10 protein-coding genes and 4 pseudogenes are annotated in these 17,228 nt (G+C 31.0%); 8 read left to right on the top strand and 6 right to left on the bottom strand.

The genetic code is table 11. From position 1 onward, the window contains the following. Nucleotides 1-60: 60 nt before the first annotated feature. Nucleotides 61-573 (bottom strand): exosporium leader peptide-containing protein, encoded by a 513-nt coding sequence (locus tag ILT06_RS33065; protein ID WP_240368934.1) that lies wholly within the window; start codon nt 571-573, stop codon nt 61-63. A 333-nt stretch (nt 574-906) separates the two neighbouring features. Between ILT06_RS33065 and ILT06_RS14625 the strand changes: the two are divergent. Then, a pseudogene (locus ILT06_RS14625) lies at nt 907-1,601 on the top strand (IS6 family transposase). A 544-nt stretch (nt 1,602-2,145) separates the two neighbouring features. Here ILT06_RS14625 and ILT06_RS14630 read toward each other — a convergent pair. Next, nucleotides 2,146-3,090 carry an NAD-dependent epimerase/dehydratase family protein gene (locus tag ILT06_RS14630; RefSeq protein ID WP_154131909.1) on the bottom strand — a complete coding sequence of 315 codons (945 nt, stop codon included), beginning with the start codon at nt 3,088-3,090 and terminating at the stop codon, nt 2,146-2,148. A 490-nt stretch (nt 3,091-3,580) separates the two neighbouring features. Next, nucleotides 3,581-4,249, bottom strand: coding sequence for a glycosyltransferase domain-containing protein (locus tag ILT06_RS14635; protein ID WP_257155488.1), 669 nt, complete (start codon nt 4,247-4,249; stop codon nt 3,581-3,583). 401 nt (nt 4,250-4,650) lie between these two features. Between ILT06_RS14635 and ILT06_RS32510 the strand changes: the two are divergent. Both ILT06_RS32510 and ILT06_RS14640 read left to right on the top strand, forming a co-directional pair. Continuing rightward, nucleotides 4,651-4,758 (top strand): annotated as a pseudogene (locus ILT06_RS32510) (IS6 family transposase); the annotation flags it as partial. A 196-nt stretch (nt 4,759-4,954) separates the two neighbouring features. Further along, a pseudogene (locus tag ILT06_RS14640) lies at nt 4,955-5,190 on the top strand (Rpn family recombination-promoting nuclease/putative transposase); the annotation flags it as partial. Nucleotides 5,191-5,481: 291 nt separating this feature from the next. Here the strand turns inward: ILT06_RS14640 and ILT06_RS14645 are convergent. Beyond that, nucleotides 5,482-5,640, bottom strand: coding sequence for a Phr family secreted Rap phosphatase inhibitor (locus tag ILT06_RS14645; RefSeq protein ID WP_000721406.1), 159 nt, complete (start codon nt 5,638-5,640; stop codon nt 5,482-5,484). Continuing rightward, nucleotides 5,640-6,740 (bottom strand): response regulator aspartate phosphatase, encoded by a 1,101-nt coding sequence (locus ILT06_RS14650; protein WP_222655234.1) that lies wholly within the window; start codon nt 6,738-6,740, stop codon nt 5,640-5,642. The genes ILT06_RS14645 and ILT06_RS14650 overlap by 1 nt, the downstream gene beginning before the upstream one ends. Before the next feature lie 366 nt (nt 6,741-7,106). On the opposite strand from ILT06_RS14650, the gene ILT06_RS14655 reads away from it, so the two are divergent. Then, nucleotides 7,107-7,325 (top strand): hypothetical protein, encoded by a 219-nt coding sequence (locus ILT06_RS14655; RefSeq protein WP_085311983.1) that lies wholly within the window; start codon nt 7,107-7,109, stop codon nt 7,323-7,325. A 453-nt stretch (nt 7,326-7,778) separates the two neighbouring features. Then, a pseudogene (locus ILT06_RS32515) lies at nt 7,779-7,959 on the top strand (hypothetical protein); the annotation flags it as partial. A 122-nt stretch (nt 7,960-8,081) separates the two neighbouring features. On the opposite strand, the gene ILT06_RS14660 reads toward ILT06_RS32515, so the two are convergent. Further along, on the bottom strand, nt 8,082-9,341 hold the full coding sequence (locus ILT06_RS14660; protein WP_222655235.1) for an ATP-binding protein: 1,260 nt from the start codon (nt 9,339-9,341) through the stop codon (nt 8,082-8,084). A gap of 1,031 nt (nt 9,342-10,372) precedes the next feature. On the opposite strand from ILT06_RS14660, the gene ILT06_RS14665 reads away from it, so the two are divergent. The 3 genes from ILT06_RS14665 to ILT06_RS14675 all read left to right on the top strand — a co-directional run bounded on the left by ILT06_RS14665 (nt 10,373) and on the right by ILT06_RS14675 (nt 17,179). Next, nucleotides 10,373-13,642 carry a VaFE repeat-containing surface-anchored protein gene (locus ILT06_RS14665; protein WP_222655236.1) on the top strand — a complete coding sequence of 1,090 codons (3,270 nt, stop codon included), beginning with the start codon at nt 10,373-10,375 and terminating at the stop codon, nt 13,640-13,642. A gap of 797 nt (nt 13,643-14,439) precedes the next feature. Then, entirely contained in the window at nt 14,440-15,207 is a 768-nt protein-coding gene (locus ILT06_RS14670) for an ABC transporter ATP-binding protein (RefSeq protein ID WP_064475912.1), read from the top strand. Further along, entirely contained in the window at nt 15,197-17,179 is a 1,983-nt protein-coding gene (locus ILT06_RS14675; RefSeq protein ID WP_000286987.1) for an FtsX-like permease family protein, read from the top strand. The genes ILT06_RS14670 and ILT06_RS14675 overlap by 11 nt, the downstream gene beginning before the upstream one ends. Nucleotides 17,180-17,228: the final 49 nt, after the last annotated feature.

Below are 17,228 nucleotides of genomic sequence, written 5' to 3' on the forward strand. Positions count from 1 at the left end.
AAAAATTTTGTGCAGCTCCACCTTGTATTATAACGGTTACCTGTGTACCCGCACTCAAATTTACTTGGACAGTCTTTCCAAGAGTTTGACGACTATTCGAAGGTAAGGACGTAAAAAATATGATCCATCACGATCGGTGCCACCAGCTTGAATAACAAAGTTAATATTTACACCGCTGGCTTGAGTTTCAACTATAACACCTGCCGTAACCTCATAAACTCCGGAATTTAAGACAGTAATGGTATCTGTTACTGTATCTGGCACTGTGTTTAGAGCTGGGCCGGTAATTGTAAAGTCTAATGGACCAACAGGTGCTGTAATAAGAGTGAGATCGCTATATAAAGAGCCAAATCCACTGGGACCGGTGGATCCAGTGATGCCAGTGGGTCCGGTGTCGCCAGTAGGTCCAGTGATGCCGGTAGGTCCAGTGTCGCCAGTAGGCCCAGTGTCACCGGTAGGTCCAGTAGGTATTGTAAATGTTGGAATAGGTGGTAGTGTAGGTCCAATCGAACTTGGATCCAATGCAGCACCATGTAAGATTTCATGCGAATTAAAATGATTTTCCTTTGGCATAATTCACCTCCAAAAATTAAATCACTATTAGTAAATGAAACTAGAGGAGAATAATATTTAAAGTTGAAAAATCAACAAAATAATCCTTTTAAAGAAATGGAGGTTTATAAATGGGAAAAGTCAAAGAGATAAAGGAATGAGACGCGAAAGCGAATTTGCTGGTTTGATAGGTGGTACTCGTGTACCGCTCTCTGGTGCGATGGACGGTACTCAAATGATGTGAAAGGATGTTGGATATTGCGGTTCTGGTGCAAAAACTTTGAAGTATATGAAAATGGTCTATCAAACTTGGAAATACTGATAGTACTACTCTATAAAAGGTGTGTGATCAGTATGGAAAAGGAAAATTTATTTAAGTGGAAACATTATCAACCAGACATCATCTTGTTAAATGTACGTACAACTTAAGCTTTCGTGATTTGGTGGAAATGATGGAGGAGCGAGGGTTATTCCTGGCTCATACAACTATTATGCGATGGGTACATCAATATGGGCCGGAGTTTGATAAACGAATTCGACGTCACCTCAAACAAGCGAATAACTCATGGAGAGTGGACGAAACATATATAAAAGTAAAAGGACAATGGATGTATTTATATCGTGCCGTTGATTCGGAAGGAAACATGATTGACTTTTATTTAAGTAAATCTAGAAATCATAAGGCTGCAAAGCGATTATTCAAGAAAGCCTTGAGGTCTTTTCATGTCTCAAAACCTCGTATCATCACGGTTGATAAGAACCCTGCTTATCCAATTGCAATCGAACAGTTGAAGAAAGAAAAAAGGATACCAATAGGCACTAAAATCCGAAGGATAAAATATTTAAATAACATAGTAGAACAAGGTCATCGTTTTATTAAAAAACGTATACGCTCTATGTTGGGATTTAAATCATACAAAACATCAGCATCTATATTGAGTGGTGTTGAGCCCATGCATATGGTCAAAAAAGAACAAATTGATTTGCAGGACCAGTCTGTCCAAAATCAGAATGTTTTTATCAACCAGCTGTTTGGATTAACTGCTTAACAGGTGATTCCGTTAGGAATCCTTGATTCTTTTTTTATTTATCATCTTTTTGCAACAGAACCATAAATAATAAAGGTATTATATTTCTAAGAAGCAAATTTAATTACTAGGTTAGAATAAATCGCTTCAATAATTATCCATAAATAGAAAAACGAGTAGTCCTATTTATAGTGATAGGGTACTCGTTTTTCTATTTATGCGCAGAAAGGAAAATCCTTCTTACTACTGCTACCGTCGAGCTATCGTCCTGCGCACATTTAAGGAAGGAGAATTCTTTCACGAATTATGTAAAACAAACCCCTTATTTTGGATTTTGCTCCTGACCTGTTATTTATTATTTTAGCCAATCGCCCACCTACTCACTTCGCATTCCTTGAGGAAGGAGTCTTAATGGCTAAAATGATAAAGTTCCTTCAAAAGTAATAAAATCATTTAAATGAGGTTTACTGAAAAATATGATAAAGTATCGTGTGAAGAATTAAGGATATATTTATATTAATATTAAAGTGATTATCAAGTCGGAGGAAGGAACTTTAGGGTGTCTTTATTTTTTATTAAAATTGTCTTTATACCAACGAATTGTAGATTTTAAGCCCTCATCAAACGAGACGAGTGGCCTATATGATAATAAACTTTCAGCCTTTTGAATGTTGGCAATAGAATGCCTTACATCACCCTTTTTACTTTCCGTATAGGTAGAAATGGTTTGTTTGCCTAACAGTAGATTGATGTTATCTACTAAACTGTTTAATGAAATACCATTCCCGCACCCAATATTAATAACTTCACCGTGAAGTTTTTCTGCATCACTTGCTAAAAGATTAGCCGAAACTACATTATCGACGTAAGTAAAATCACGTGTTTGAGTCCCGTCACCATAGATGATGGGGTAATGATTCTGGTGTATTGTAGAAATAAATTTTGGAATTACCGCTGCAAATTCGGATTGACTATCTTGTTTTGGACCAAATACATTAAAATAACGAAGGGATACGGTCTCCAGGCCGTATAATTCATAAAATGTTTTGCAGTAAAGTTCACCAGCATATTTACTAATAGCATATGGAGATAAGGGAGCGGGAGCCATATTTTCTTTTTTAATTATAAAATTCGAATTTCCATAAATAGAAGATGAAGAGGAGTATATGAACCTCCTTACATTCAATTCTAATGCAACATGTAAAAGCTGTAATGTGCCCGTAATATTAACTTTATTACTTAACATTGGATTCACAATAGACCTAGGTACTGATGGAACTGCAGCTAAATGGTAAACTACATCAACTCCTTTCAATGCATTCTTTACTGTATGGTAGTCTGTAATGTCACCTATTATTAGTTTAATGTCATGTAATACTCCTTTTAAATTTTCTTCTTTTCCTGAGTATAGATTGTCTAGAACTTTTACTTCTTTCCCTTGTTTTAATAATGCATGAACGAGATGAGATCCAATAAAACCGGCACCACCCGTTACTAAATAAGTATTCAATGTACTTCCTCCTTTACTTTGTATAAATATTGTTTTTAGTACAAGAGGTTGAATGTCCTAATACAAAAGGATAAAGTTACTGAAAAGTTAGATTGTACAGAGGAGACATACTTACAAAGGATAAAGATTTAGTAGGGCAAAACCAGCAGATTTTATGTGGAAATAGTATCAACCAAAAATTATTTTATTTACGATGAGGTGTACCTTCGGTATGGCTTAAGTTTTCGTGGAGAAAGAGAGGTGTCTGTTGCGCACACAGTTATTAGATTGTTATTTCATTAATAAAATTTACTATTAAACAAATGGACTAACCGGCATGGGGGATGCATATATAAACAAAAAGGTAAAAATCTACTAAGAGATGGAGTCTGTCAATGATTAGATAAGTAATTAGCACTTCTATTCAACAGCAAAAGAGATTCAATATAATTTGGGAACAATCGCTTATTCTTCACTTCTCACAATATTCTCAATAAATTCCCAACAACCTTTATAAATGGTTATACCATTTAAGATAAGGATTATTATATATATCTTTCCCCATTTTTATCGAATTTGCAGTGATTCCCAATTTCCACAAGCAATACATTAAAGAAAATTGATCTCTTTCGCTTCCTGATATATATTCTATAAACCACATTTTATTTAGTTTATTTATATTTTCTGTATTTTTCCTTAAAATAAATCCATTTTCAAATAATCCCCAGTTATTAGGGAAACACTCCTTCAAATATTTTTTTCTAACTCGATCTGCAATGGTTGGGCTTTCAAATCCAATTTGCTTGCAAATTTCTATTTCTTCATAAGTACAGTTCCTACAATGATGTTTATATAAAGCTATTTCATGTCCCTCTAAGCAATCTGTAATCATTCGATGTATATGTTGTGTTTGTAATTGGAAGCTTGCATCTAAATAAATACTAATATCATGGGATGGTAGAAATTTATGAGGTAATATTTTAGGTATACGAGACATTTTTCTAGAACTTAAATTTTGTATTTCTAATATTTTAGTTTTCCAATTGTCCGATTGTATACCTCCATTATCTGTAAATAATATATAATCTATATTCTCATCTATGAATAAGGGTTCTTTCACTGAGTCATAATTACCAAATAAGGCAGTATACACAATAACCTTTGGCTTTCCATTCTCCACTATAAATCCTCCTTCAATATACATTCATAATTATTCGATTTTTACAAAAAAACATAGTAGGATGAAATAGCTTATATAATTTCTCTTTATATTTTCGGCCTAATTATACTGGATACAATTAATAAAAAAACAACTCTCGACAGTCAAGATCCTCTTAACACTTTCTTCATACATCCCAATAAAAAACTTTACATTTTTAAGGGAATATTAGTATTTTTTAGATACTTATTTTTAGATACCTCTCCATTTGCGAATATAAATTCCTATTTTGTTTAATTTTATGAAGCACTTTAGTATATATACAATGTTACGTTCATCTTTTAAAAATAAAATTGAGATGACATCTAAGAACTTGTGAGAATTTTAAGGGGAGAGTGGTAAAGGAATAACTGAACCCACAAAAAGGTATCGAGACCATTCATGTCCTATATAAAAAAAGGCGAAGTCTTCAAAGAGACTCCGCCTTTTCAACGTACAATAGACCTCAACAATTATTAGCTAATGATTAAACCTTGATCCACCAACCAGTTTATGCTTATTTCAAACTTCACATTTATGTAGCATTTTTTATATATTCTTCCGTTATTCTTAAAAATATATGACCACTGTATGCTAAGTAAATTTAGACAAGAGAAAATCCTTGTCCACCAAATTAGTAAATTTACGCATTGATTTTTCTTTTAAACAGTTATTTGGAACGAAAGGAAATGGGAAAATATGAGCCATGATTCTACTTTCCGAACAGCATATGAAGCTCGAGAGAAATTGCTTCTAGATGAACAAGCTAAGCTAGCACATGCAGAACAAGAGGGTATGGAAAAAGGCATTGAGCAAGGTAAGATATTCGAGGGATGCATGAAATTGGTGTACCGCTTGCAACTATTGCAAAAGCAAGTAAGTTGAATGTAGAGGAAATAGAACGTATCTTGAAATTAAAGTAAAAATATATGAACCTATAGTACTCATGAATAAAAGAAAGTAGACGCTCATTTTCATGGTACGTTTAATAGAAAAGCATTGCTGAAGATTTTAGCAGTGCTTTTTCTCAATCAACTTTTTAATATTTTTCATTCTGCTCACAATTATATAGAAAAGTTGAAAGAAGAACGTGAATAGTCCGAAACAAATATGTTTCGGACTAGGGGTTCAATATTTTATCCATTTTATTCAACATTTTTTAAAGATTAAGAGGCTGAATTTTCCGGTTTTTAAAGTGAGAAAAATGTATTACGTTAATCAATAGATACGCCACTAGAGACAATCGGTTTTGTTGGTGCTGGCGTATCTCCACCATTAAACGAAGAGTGTTGTGATACATTTAAACTGATCATGCTACATGCTAATGCACTTACTACTACCATACTTAATAACACTTTTTTTATTTTTTTCATTACTTTAACGCTCCTTTTCTCAAATGTTTCTTATCAGCATTATTGCTAATATAGAAATATTTGCTCGCTTTAACATGATTATTTGCTTCGTAAAATTGGAGTGCTAAAATCTCTGCATATTCTTTTACACAATCCCACATGTCCTCTTTTTCAAAATAAAAAATTGCATCAGTAACTACTTTTTCTAATTTAATTCTAGGTAGTTCTGTGATTAGTTCATTTAAAACTGCGAAACGATGCTTATATTCCTCATTTCCTGATTCATTTGTATACTTTATTCCTTGCTCGATATATGCTTTTGCTGTTTCAACGCCTTCTAATTTATAATATGCTCTTGCTAAGACAAATAATGCTTTAAAATGGTTCGGTATGGTATTTATAATTTCAGAACTCTGTCTAATCGCCAATGGATATAAACCTTGAATATTATATAACCAGCCTAAATTGGATCGTACTCGTAATAATAATTGTTCTTCATCATACTTCTTAAAAACATCAATAACCGTATTGAGACATTCTTCCGCTCTTTCAAATTCTCTTAGATCTATACAAGCCAGTCCATATACATTGTCGCATAAAGCAATATTAATTTCATAGCCTACATGATTCCGGTATATTTCTTTGGCTTTTACTACATGTTGAATCGCTTCAAATGGTTGATAAGATTGATAACAGTAAGTTGAAAATCTATACTCAAACTCGGCTTTTTCTACTTCATCAGGTATATCAATTAAAAGTTCTTCTGCCTTTTCATAGTGTGTTTTCGCTTCAGTATAATTTGCTAAAATTGTAGAGTGGATTGCCTTAAAGCAATAATAATAGTAAGCTAAAAATGAAAATTCCTCTTTGATATTAGGGAGTTTTTCTATTTGATTAAAAGAATCTTTTGTAATACTCATTCCATCTACCAAGACTTTATATCTAAAATTCAGTAGGGAATAATAGAATGATACATATTGGTCTATTTCTATTTCCTTTAAACGTTCTTTTATTTGTAGATATGTCTGTTGTGCTTCTTTTACATGATATAAACGAATTTCTTCATACCATTCATGTAATAATTCCATCAATTGCTTATTACTTTTTTCTTGAACAGTCATAATATCCCCCATTTCTCTGTAAAGGCTTATTCTGATAATAACAGGAAATAGATACATTAAATTTAACTACGATTTTTTTCATTAATATACAGAATATTCTGAATTATCCGATCGTCCATGCTTGTAAATTTGAAAAAGTATAGTTAAGACAGTACAAGTTTCATTAATGGATTTTTTTTGATTTATTAACTGTTACCTATTGAATACTTCTTATAAGAGGTGGCGTAGCACTATAGTAGAAAAAAAGAGAGCTTATATTGTTATGGTATTGAGAAATATATAGGGCTTATTAAGCTTCAAGGGATTCCTCGAAAATAAATAGAAGTATATCCATATCTATTTAAATTGAAGAGGGAGCGTTAATTTATGATAAGTTTCGGGATTAATTTACGCAATATTATTAGTTATACACAAGAGAGTAGGAATCTTAATAATATACGGATTCTAAGTAAATTGGGTATAAGATTATTTGATATATATGGAGAACCATTACTTGTATCAGATGTTAATCGAGAATTAGTAACGGCATTAAAACGCCAAGACATAAATACGCAAAGATATATATTAAGTCATTTACAAGGTTAGAAAAACCGATATTATGTTGCATTTTTCCATACATATGTTCTATCCGATAAACCAAGAAGTTATCATCGAAGGTTTGTGAAATTTTATTTTCTTAAATCGAGTGAATTATGTAGTAATATTTAAAAATTATTTTATTCGGTACTTCAGTTTGTATCACCATGAAATGTATAAACCTCGTCTATGTCAATAAAAACAGAATAAAGAATGTGTACTTCATTACACATTCCAAAATAGGGACAAAGCTAAATGCAACGGATAGTTATCAAAAAGCGAGTGTACAAATGTAACAAATGAAATTTCTAATCATAAGTGTGGTTCTTCTATTTAATCAAGTATGATTTAATACTTTCTTAGTTTTGGTTAAGGAAATTTATATACTTAAAGTAAAGGGGGTAATTTTTAATGAAGGGGGAGGAGAATTTGAAAATTTTCAACTGAGTTGCTCCTACACAAATAAAAAATGAAGATTTACCATTCGATATTTCTTGGATGACCGATTGGATTGTAGACTGGTTTGGTTCTTTGTTTAATGGGGCAGTGATGTAATAAAAGATGGGGGGATAAAATAGATGGTGCAATCTATGCGAGTGTACCTACATTTTTTGATGTTATTTTCCTTATCCTTTCTGTAGTAACTTCATTTGTATTTTATTTTTGAACCAGAACCATACAAAAAGAGGACGAATAGTTACGTCCTCTTTTTATATGGGTATATTAGCCACAAAATAATATCATTTAAATAAATCTTCTATTATATTAGCAGGGGATAGTGATAGAAAAGTGTGTTCCTTTTCCTAGTTCACTTTCTATCTCTATATCTCCGTTTAATTCTTTAATAATACTGTACGCAATCATAGTACCAAGCCCAGTACCTTTTTCTGTTGTTGAATAAAATGGCAAGGCAATACGTTTTATTTGTTGGGAAGACATTCCTATTCCTGTATCAATGATATCAATTACAATATTATCTTTTATTTTTTGTATATTTATTTGTAATACGCCACCATTTTTCATAGCCTCAATTCCATTTTGTATGATGTTGGTTAGACATATTTTTAATTTTTCAGGATTAGCATTTATGTAAAGGGAATCTGTTGTAATATGCTGTTTTATTTCAACATTATATGAAAGCGCGAGTGGTGAAATATTATCTTTCACTTGATTTAATATGTAATTAATATCTAGTTCCTCTTTTATAATATTTTGTGGTTTGGTTAAAGATAAATAGTTATTAATAGTAGATTGTATTTGCTGCATTTCAAGTAACATAATTTCTAAGTACTTATCTTGAGACATCTTAGCACTCTCATCTTCATTTAGTAATTGAGTGAATCCACGTACCGTGGTCAGTGGATTATGAATTTCATGCGCGATCGATGCAGCTAGTTCGCTAGCTATATAAAATTTTTCTGCTCTTTGCATTCTTTCTTTTATTTTATATTTCTTGATCATTCCTTCTATTAAATAAACTGATAATAATACTGTGAAAATATTTATGATTATATAATTGAATAAAAATTCAATGAGAGTAGAGTCAATTTTACCACCTGTATCTATTTGCGTTACAATACCGCAGATAGAAAGGGAAGTTGTACATATCAAAATAAGTAGAATACTTAATAATATCTTCTTTTCCTTGAAATAAGTAGGTGACAAGTAACGAAACATGATTGTAATAACAGAAATAATAGTAAAGATAATAAATGATGGGAAGACCCCGCTTCCACCTAAGTAAAATCTATAAGAAAGATATAAAACTCCAATACAAATAATGCTCTTTGTATTTCCATATAGAAAAACTAATATAATGGGAATAAAACGTAAATCATAAATGAACCCAGCGTGTAAATGAAAAGGAAAAGTCATACAAAAAATAATTGCAATGGAGGAAAGTACAGAAATTAATATATTATTACATGCCATTTTTTCTTTATGTTCTAGCCAAAATACTTGGTAACTAAGGATACAAATAATAATAATAATAAATGTATTTAATAATAGTGTAGGAATTCCCATAGTTTATACCTCTCTGAGAGTTTGTAAGTAGGATTATGTCTGTGTTTAATCTAGGTGTTTGATTTTATTAGATTTTCTATCTTTAAAAAAAGAAAAGGAAGGGCACTTGAAAAAGTGCTTTTTTACCATTTATATTAAAATTGATGAGGAATATAGAATAAAAAGTTACTTTTACTTATGAACAAAAAAATTGAGAGTAGCCCGTGTATAGGTAAAAGATGAAGCAAATTACTAAAATAGCTACATTTCTCTGGAGTGAATATTCCGAAAAAACATTGTATATGGCGAAATCCATTTTATAACCTTCGCCATATTAACATGCAACTTATTAAATTACAAAGAAAAAATTAAAAATTATTATTTTTTTGTTATTTTAATTTATTTAAAGACGTAAAAGTATTCAAGAGGTTACCATTGAGATGCTAGGGTACTTAGACCAATATTCGAACTTTGTAATAACGTTGTTACTTTTTTTGCTAATATTCTTAATACTAATTTTAGTATAATTAATTAATCGAAAGTTCTGATAATTATTTGCATACCCTTTTTTTTATATCATTTTATATTAAATACAATGATATTTATTGTCACATAATAATGCAAATTTCCAGTAAACTAATAGAAAAAATCCTATAAAAACATAATTTACAATCTTTTATATAAACATTGCAGGTGTAAATGCAATAAAATTTCATTATTAATACATATATTCAATCTGAAAATATCTGTTTACATATTAAAATATCTTTGTAGTGGTCCTTCATGCCAAGAATCGTTTCCGTACTCCAACTACCGTTATTCTAGTATTTTACCAAGTTTCTTATTTTGTTAAGGTATCCTAATATCGTTACTTTTATGAAATTAAATATTTAAATATTATAATTTATAGTGGATGTTGAGAAAATAAATAATTTGTAAAAATAATATAATATTTGTAACTTTATGTCTTATAATATGAAATATCTTCGTTGTGATTATTTTAAATATTTGAATAATACATCAGATTCATTTTATCTAGGGAGGTTTTAAAATTGGGGAGAAGAGTTGTTAAAAGAGTTTTTGCATTATTATCAGTACTAGCATTATTCTTGAATGTGTTTCTACCGAAGGCAAATGCGGAGGTTATGACGCATGAAAAGTATTCAATGAACTGGAGTTATAGCAACAGTTTAGGAAAGGATATCCGAACTGAAATTATTAAAAATTCAAGCGGTCAAATTGCTTATTGTTTAACTCTTGGCTTAAAATCACCAAATGGTGAAGATCTTCCTGAAATGGGGAAAACAGATAATGTAGTATATAGGGTTCTATTAAATGGTTTCCCACAAAAAAGTATAGAACAACTGGGAGTAGCTAATAAGAATGAAGCACATTATGCAACCCAGCTTGCGGTTTGGAATGCATTAGGTCAACTTGATGTAAATGAATTAAAGCATGAAAATAAAAATGTTGAAAAAGCGGCTAAGACAATTATTAATGCTGCAAATACAAGTGAAGATACTCAGGATATTTTTATGAATGTGATTCCTGCTGAAAAGCAAAAGGCAGAATTAAAGGGTGAGTTTTTTGAAACAAACCTATACACAGTACAAACAAATGCTAAGAGTGGTTCTTATAAAGTAGTAGCGAAAAATGCACCTAATGGAGTTAAAATTGTTAGTGAAAATGGAGAAGTGAAAGATCAGCTTTCACTTGGGGAAAAATTCCGTATCCAAATTCCTAAAGATACAAAAACAGGTGAATTTAATCTAAGTGTTGCTGCAAATTTAACTAAGGTTCAAGCAATTGCTTATCGCGGTACTGATACTGTTCAGAATGCTACAGTGCTACTAGAAAGAAATGAGGAAAAGCTTAGTAGTGACCTTGCAGTAAATTGGGAAGCTGCTGGTTCTTTAAAAATTAAAAAGGTTGGGGAAAATGGAGAAATATTAGCTGGTGCAATATTTGAAGTCTTTAATGCAAATAATGAATCAGTTGGAAAAATCACGACGGGTGCTGATGGTACTGCAGAATTAAATAACCTACCAATTGGTACCTACACAGTAAAAGAAATTAAAGCACCAACAGGTTATGTTTCAGGTGATAAACCACAAACTATTGAAGTTAAGACAGGGGAAATAGGAGCTGTTCAAGTAGTAAACAACAAAGTAAAAGGTAACATCGAAATAAAAAAACTTAGTGATTCAGGTAAGATGTTACCTAATGTTGAATTCACGGTCTTTACTGAAGATGGAACAGAAGTGAAAAAAGTAGTAACAAAAGAAAATGGAATTGCAAATGTTGATGGTCTTACGTATGGTAAATATTATTTCTTAGAGACAAAAACACCTAATGGATATATTGGAAATAAAACAAAGTATCCTTTTGAAATTAAAGAGCACAATAAAACACTTACTTTTACAGTGGAAAATACAGAAGTGAAAGGTAGTGTGAAATTACTAAAAGTAGATAATGAAGATATCAGTAAAAAATTAGAAGGTGCAGTATTCGAGCTAAAAGATGCAAGCGGGAAAGTAATTGGGGAATATAAGACAGATAAAAATGGTGAAGTTAACGTCAAAGATTTAGCGTATGGTAAATATTCATTTGTAGAAAAGGCTTCTCCAAATGGTTACGTTCTTATTACAGAACCAATTGTATTCGAAATAAAGGAACACGGAAAAATTATTGAGCTATTAGCAGTTAATCATCTTATCAAAGGTGATCTAGAAATTACAAAAGTTGATGTAGCTGATGGAAACAATAAGCTTCCGAATGCAGAGTTTACTATTTATAATGAAGCAGGAAAAGAAGTAGTTAAAGGGAAAACAGACGATAAAGGTATCGCGAAGTTTGAAAAGTTACCATTTGGAAAATACACATATAAAGAAACTGTTGCACCAAAAGGTTATGTATTGAATGAAGAAATATTCTCTTTTGAGATCAAAGAGAATGGTCAAATCATTAAACATATTGTCAAAGATGAAAAGATTCCATCAGTAAAAACAACAGCTACTGATAAAACCGATGGTACAAAAGAAATGCACACTTCTAAGTCTGTAACAATCCAAGATAAAGTGGAATACAAAGACCTACAAGTAGGTAAAGAGTACACTTTAAAAGGTAAATTAATGGATAAAGAGACTAATAAACCATTAGTTGTAAATGGTATAGAAGTAACTGCTGAAACTAAGTTTACACCAAAAGAAGCAAACGGTTCTATTACACTAGATTTCACTTTTGATGCAACTGGTTTAGAAGAAAAAGAAGTAGTAGTATTCGAAGAGTTACTGAAAGACGGAAAAGTTGTTACTACACATGCTGATATCAATGATAAAGGTCAAACAGTTAAGTTCGTTAAGCCATCAGTAAAAACAACTGCTACAAACAAAGCTGATAGTGGAAAAGAGATACATTCAAAGGATTCTATCACAATCCAGGATAAAGTGGAGTACACTAACTTAGTTGTTGGTAAAGAGTACACTGTAAAAGGAAAATTAATGAACAAAGCTATGAACGAACCATTATTAATTGATGGTAAAGAAGTAACAGCTGAGACTAAATTTATTGCAAAAGAAAAGAATGGTTTTGTAATATTAGATTTTACTTTCGTTGGTGCTGAACAGCAAGGAAGAGAAGTAGTTGTGTTCGAAGATTTATTGCATGAAGGGCAAGTAATTGCAACTCACGCTGACATTAACGATGTAGGTCAAACAGTTCGATTTGTAGAGCCTTCAATTAAAACGACAGCTACAAATAAAGCTGATGGTTCTAAAGAGTTAGACGCTTCTAAAACAGTAACTATCCAAGATAAAGTTGAATACAAAGACTTAATCGTGGGTAAAGAGTACGTAGTAAAAGGTAAACTAATGGATAAAGCAACAAAAAAACCATTATTAGTAAGTGGTAAAGAAGTAACAGTAGAATCTAAGTTTACTGCTAAAGAGAAGAATAGTTCTATCACACTCGATTTCACATTCAATGCTTCTGCATTACAAGGTAAAGAAGTGGTAGTGTTTGAAGAATTGTATCAAGATAATGTCTTGGTAGCTATTCACGTTGACATCGAAGATAAGGGTCAGACAGTGAAATTTAAAGAAGTAAAACCGGAGCAACCAAAACCAGAACAGCCGCATCAAGATAAAAATACTCCAACTACAGAACAACCAAAAGAACAACCACAACCTAAGAAAGAAGTTCAATCTAAAATTGGATGGTTACCGCAAACAGGTGCAGACCTTACAAGTTGGATCTCTATGGCTGTAGGCGCATTACTGTTAATTGTTGGTGGAGTTATTTTCTTAAAACGTAAAAACGCATAAAAATTTTAAAAAAGCACATCTGTTTTTTACAAGATGTGCTTTTTTATGTTAGTAATTTAGTCTTATTTACAGTATTTGTGGGTTTGAAATAAAGTCACGATGTTTTTAAGAAAGACGCGAGGTTTTGAAAAAAGTGGCGATATTGCATTACTTCAAAAAAACAATTGAGTTTTGATTAATCTTTTGTCAAAATAGATTCCTTTTTCATGCTGTAAAATATGATCTTGTTCAATATTTTTGATAAGACTTTATTTCAAAGCTACAGAAATACATGGCAATGACAGGGATTTCAAAATTACTTGGAAAACTTCCATAACATTCTATTCTATAAAGGACTAGTTGAATTCTCGATATGATTGAACTTAAGGATACATAAAGCTTATATGTTATATTGAGCAACCACATTTTAAAAAGATGTTTTAGTAACTATTTTTATCATTTTAGCCAAGAAAACTCCTTTCTCAATGAGCGTGAAGGGTTACAGCCCAGTGAGTAGGTGGGAGATGAATTGGCTTCGAACAAGGGATGGCAGGAAGCCATCTTAATTGTTCGACATACATAAAGATTATCGTTTTTGCACCAGAACCGATATCCCTATATTTATCTGTCCATTTGGTAAGGCATCGAATAAACCGTATGTATACCACTGCGATTCCTGATAACTTACATATAGAGGTATCACTCAATATAACAAAAATGTAATGTTAATGAAATGTAATTCCACCGATACTATTAATGAAATTATATAAAATGAAGGAGAGTTAAAGAATTTTTATAATGAAAAAGGAGAAGTATTAATGCGAAATATATTAAATGTAGAAAAAATCGAAAAATATTATGGTAATAAAGATAATGTTACAAAGGCTATAGATAATATTAGTTTTAAGGTAGATGAGGGAGAATTTGTTGGGATAATGGGCCCCTCAGGAAGCGGAAAAACTACATTACTTAACTGTATATCAACTATTGATAATGTTACTACGGGAAAAATAATAATCAATAATAGTGACATTACTCGGTTAAAATCAAAGTCACTAGATAAGTTTAGACAAAATGAATTAGGGTTTGTATTTCAGGACTTTAATTTATTAGATACCCTTACTGCTTATGAAAATATTGCCCTAGCGTTAACTATAAAAGGTGAGGAAAGTTCAAAAATTGATGGCAAAATACAAGCTGTTGCAAAATATTTAGACATTGAACAAGTATTAAGCAAATACCCTTATCAAATATCAGGCGGACAAAAACAAAGGGTTGCTTCGGCAAGAGCTATCGTAACAGATCCATCTTTAGTACTTGCAGATGAACCAACAGGATCGCTAGATTCTAAATCAGCTAGATTATTACTCGAAAGATTTGAAAGTCTTAATAGGGATTTAAAAGCTACAATACTTATGGTTACTCATGATGCATTTACAGCAAGCTATGCTCGTAGAATTCTTTTTATTAAAGATGGAAAAATATTTATTGAGTTGGTAAGAGGGAATGATTCTAGAAAAGAATTCTTTACTAAAATTATCGAAGTTATAACCCTTCTTGGAGGTGACGATAATAATGTACTCTAAGATTGCTATTGGGAATGTAAAGAAAAGTTTTAAAGATTATGCAATATATTTCTTAACACTAACACTGGCTGTTTGTATATTTTATAGCTTTAACTCAATAGAATCACAAAAGGCACTTATGGAAATTAACGCTTCAGATAGAAAGTATGTGCCTACAGTAATGAACGCTATCTCAAATGTGTCAGTATTTGTATCCGTAATATTAGGTGGTTTAATATTGTATGCAAATAATTTCTTAATTAAAAAACGTAAAAAAGAATTAGGAATATACATGACTTTAGGTATGGGAAGAAGAAACATATCCAGAATATTAGTAACAGAGACATTTCTAGTTGGCGTTATATCTTTAGTGAGTGGACTTATAATAGGTATTGGAGTATCGCAGGGGTTATCTACATTTGCATTAAAGCTATTTGACTTGCCCATCAATAAATATAAATTTGCAATTTCAACAGGTGCTATAGGTAAAAGCGTATTATACTTTGGAATCATGTTTTTACTTGTTATGTTATTTAATGTATATGTTGTTTCTAAATACAAAATAATTGATTTGTTAACAGCAGGTAGAAAAAACGAAGATGTAAAATTTAGAAATCCTCTTATCTATGTAATCACATTTATTATGTGTGTAGCATCACTTGGATATGCATATGTGACTGTACTAAAAATCGGATTGAATTTTACTAATCCTATGCTCGTGGTATCAATCATTCTTGGCATATTAGGTACATTGCTGTTTTTCTTTAGTTTATCTGGATTTATATTATATGTTGTAAAGAAGAATAAAAAAGTCTATTTTAAAGGTTTAAATATATTTATCATCAAACAAATAAATAGTAAGGTTAATACAAATTTTATATCCATGTCTGTAATTTGTTTAATGTTATTCCTTACAATGGTGGCTTTATCTACAGGAATCAGCTTTAACAGAATGATGGACGCCACAACGAAAGAAATAACACCATTTGATGCCAGTATTACGTTGGAGAATAAGGATGAAAGTTACACTATAGAAGAAGTATTAAATAAAGCTAATTTTAAAATAAGTAATAACGAAAAATATGTATCTTATAATGTATATCGAACAGGGATGGAAGTGGTGGACTTTGTACCAGAAGGTAAAGATTATAATAACGATATAGATTTCATTAAAGTATCTGATTATAATAAAATTTTAAATCTTAAAGGTGAAAAGGAAATCACTTTAAATAACAATGAAATTTTACTTTTATCAAATGAAAGCCGGTTGGCTAATTCGACAAATGAAAGATTAAAAAATAGCAATAAGGTGAATATTAAAGAAAAAGAATATTTGGTAAAAAACGCTAAAGTTATACAAGAGAATCTTTACACTTATGATGTGCGAACTAATTACTTCACAATCGTTATAAATGATGAGTTTTTATCAGGCTACAAAATTACTGAATCCGTACTTAATGTAAATTATTTAGATGGAAATAGAGAAGAATATAATAAAAAATATGATAACGTTGCACGGGGCTTTTATGACGAAAATGGCCCGAAATTAAATATTAATCGTATAGCAGGCAAATCAAAGGATGAAGTTTGTGCAGGAAGTAAGGGATTGAAAACTATCGTACTGTTTATTGGGATATATATAGGTATTGTATTTTTAATAACGAGTATGGCTGTATTAGCTCTTCAACAATTATCAGAAGCCAGTGATAGCATAGATCGATATAAATCTTTGAAGAGAATTGGTTCAAACGGAACAATGATCGACAAAACGATTTTCATTCAAACGTTCGTATACTTTAGTCTTCCAGTTTTTCTTGCCATAATTCATTCTATAGTTGGAATTTATGTAGTCAATTATTATATTAACAGATTTCAACAAACAGACATTATTTTACCAGCATTGATGACAGGCTTAGTATTTCTTGTAGTTTATGTAGTATATTTCTACACGACATATGTCGGTTATAAAAATATTGTAAAAAGTAATACTTGATTTTATAATGCTTATTAGGGCTATTACACTTTGTTTCTCAAGATGTAAT

The organism is Bacillus sp. 17RED48, from assembly GCF_019837545.1.
In the GTDB taxonomy this organism is placed as follows: domain Bacteria; phylum Bacillota; class Bacilli; order Bacillales; family Bacillaceae_G; genus Bacillus_A; species Bacillus_A wiedmannii.

Excerpts from the sequence above, each read along its gene's own strand:
- ILT06_RS14670 (WP_064475912.1), top strand. The coding sequence starts at position 14,440 with ATGCGAAATATATTAAATGTAGAAAAAATCGAAAAATATTATGGTAAT.
- ILT06_RS14675 (WP_000286987.1), top strand. The coding sequence starts at position 15,197 with ATGTACTCTAAGATTGCTATTGGGAATGTAAAGAAAAGTTTTAAAGAT.
- ILT06_RS33065 (WP_240368934.1), bottom strand. The coding sequence starts at position 573 with ATGCCAAAGGAAAATCATTTTAATTCGCATGAAATCTTACATGGTGCT.
- ILT06_RS14650 (WP_222655234.1), bottom strand. The coding sequence starts at position 6,740 with ATGACTGTTCAAGAAAAAAGTAATAAGCAATTGATGGAATTATTACAT.
- ILT06_RS14655 (WP_085311983.1), top strand. The coding sequence starts at position 7,107 with ATGATAAGTTTCGGGATTAATTTACGCAATATTATTAGTTATACACAA.
- ILT06_RS14660 (WP_222655235.1), bottom strand. The coding sequence starts at position 9,341 with ATGGGAATTCCTACACTATTATTAAATACATTTATTATTATTATTATT.
- ILT06_RS14645 (WP_000721406.1), bottom strand. The coding sequence starts at position 5,640 with ATGAAAAAAATAAAAAAAGTGTTATTAAGTATGGTAGTAGTAAGTGCA.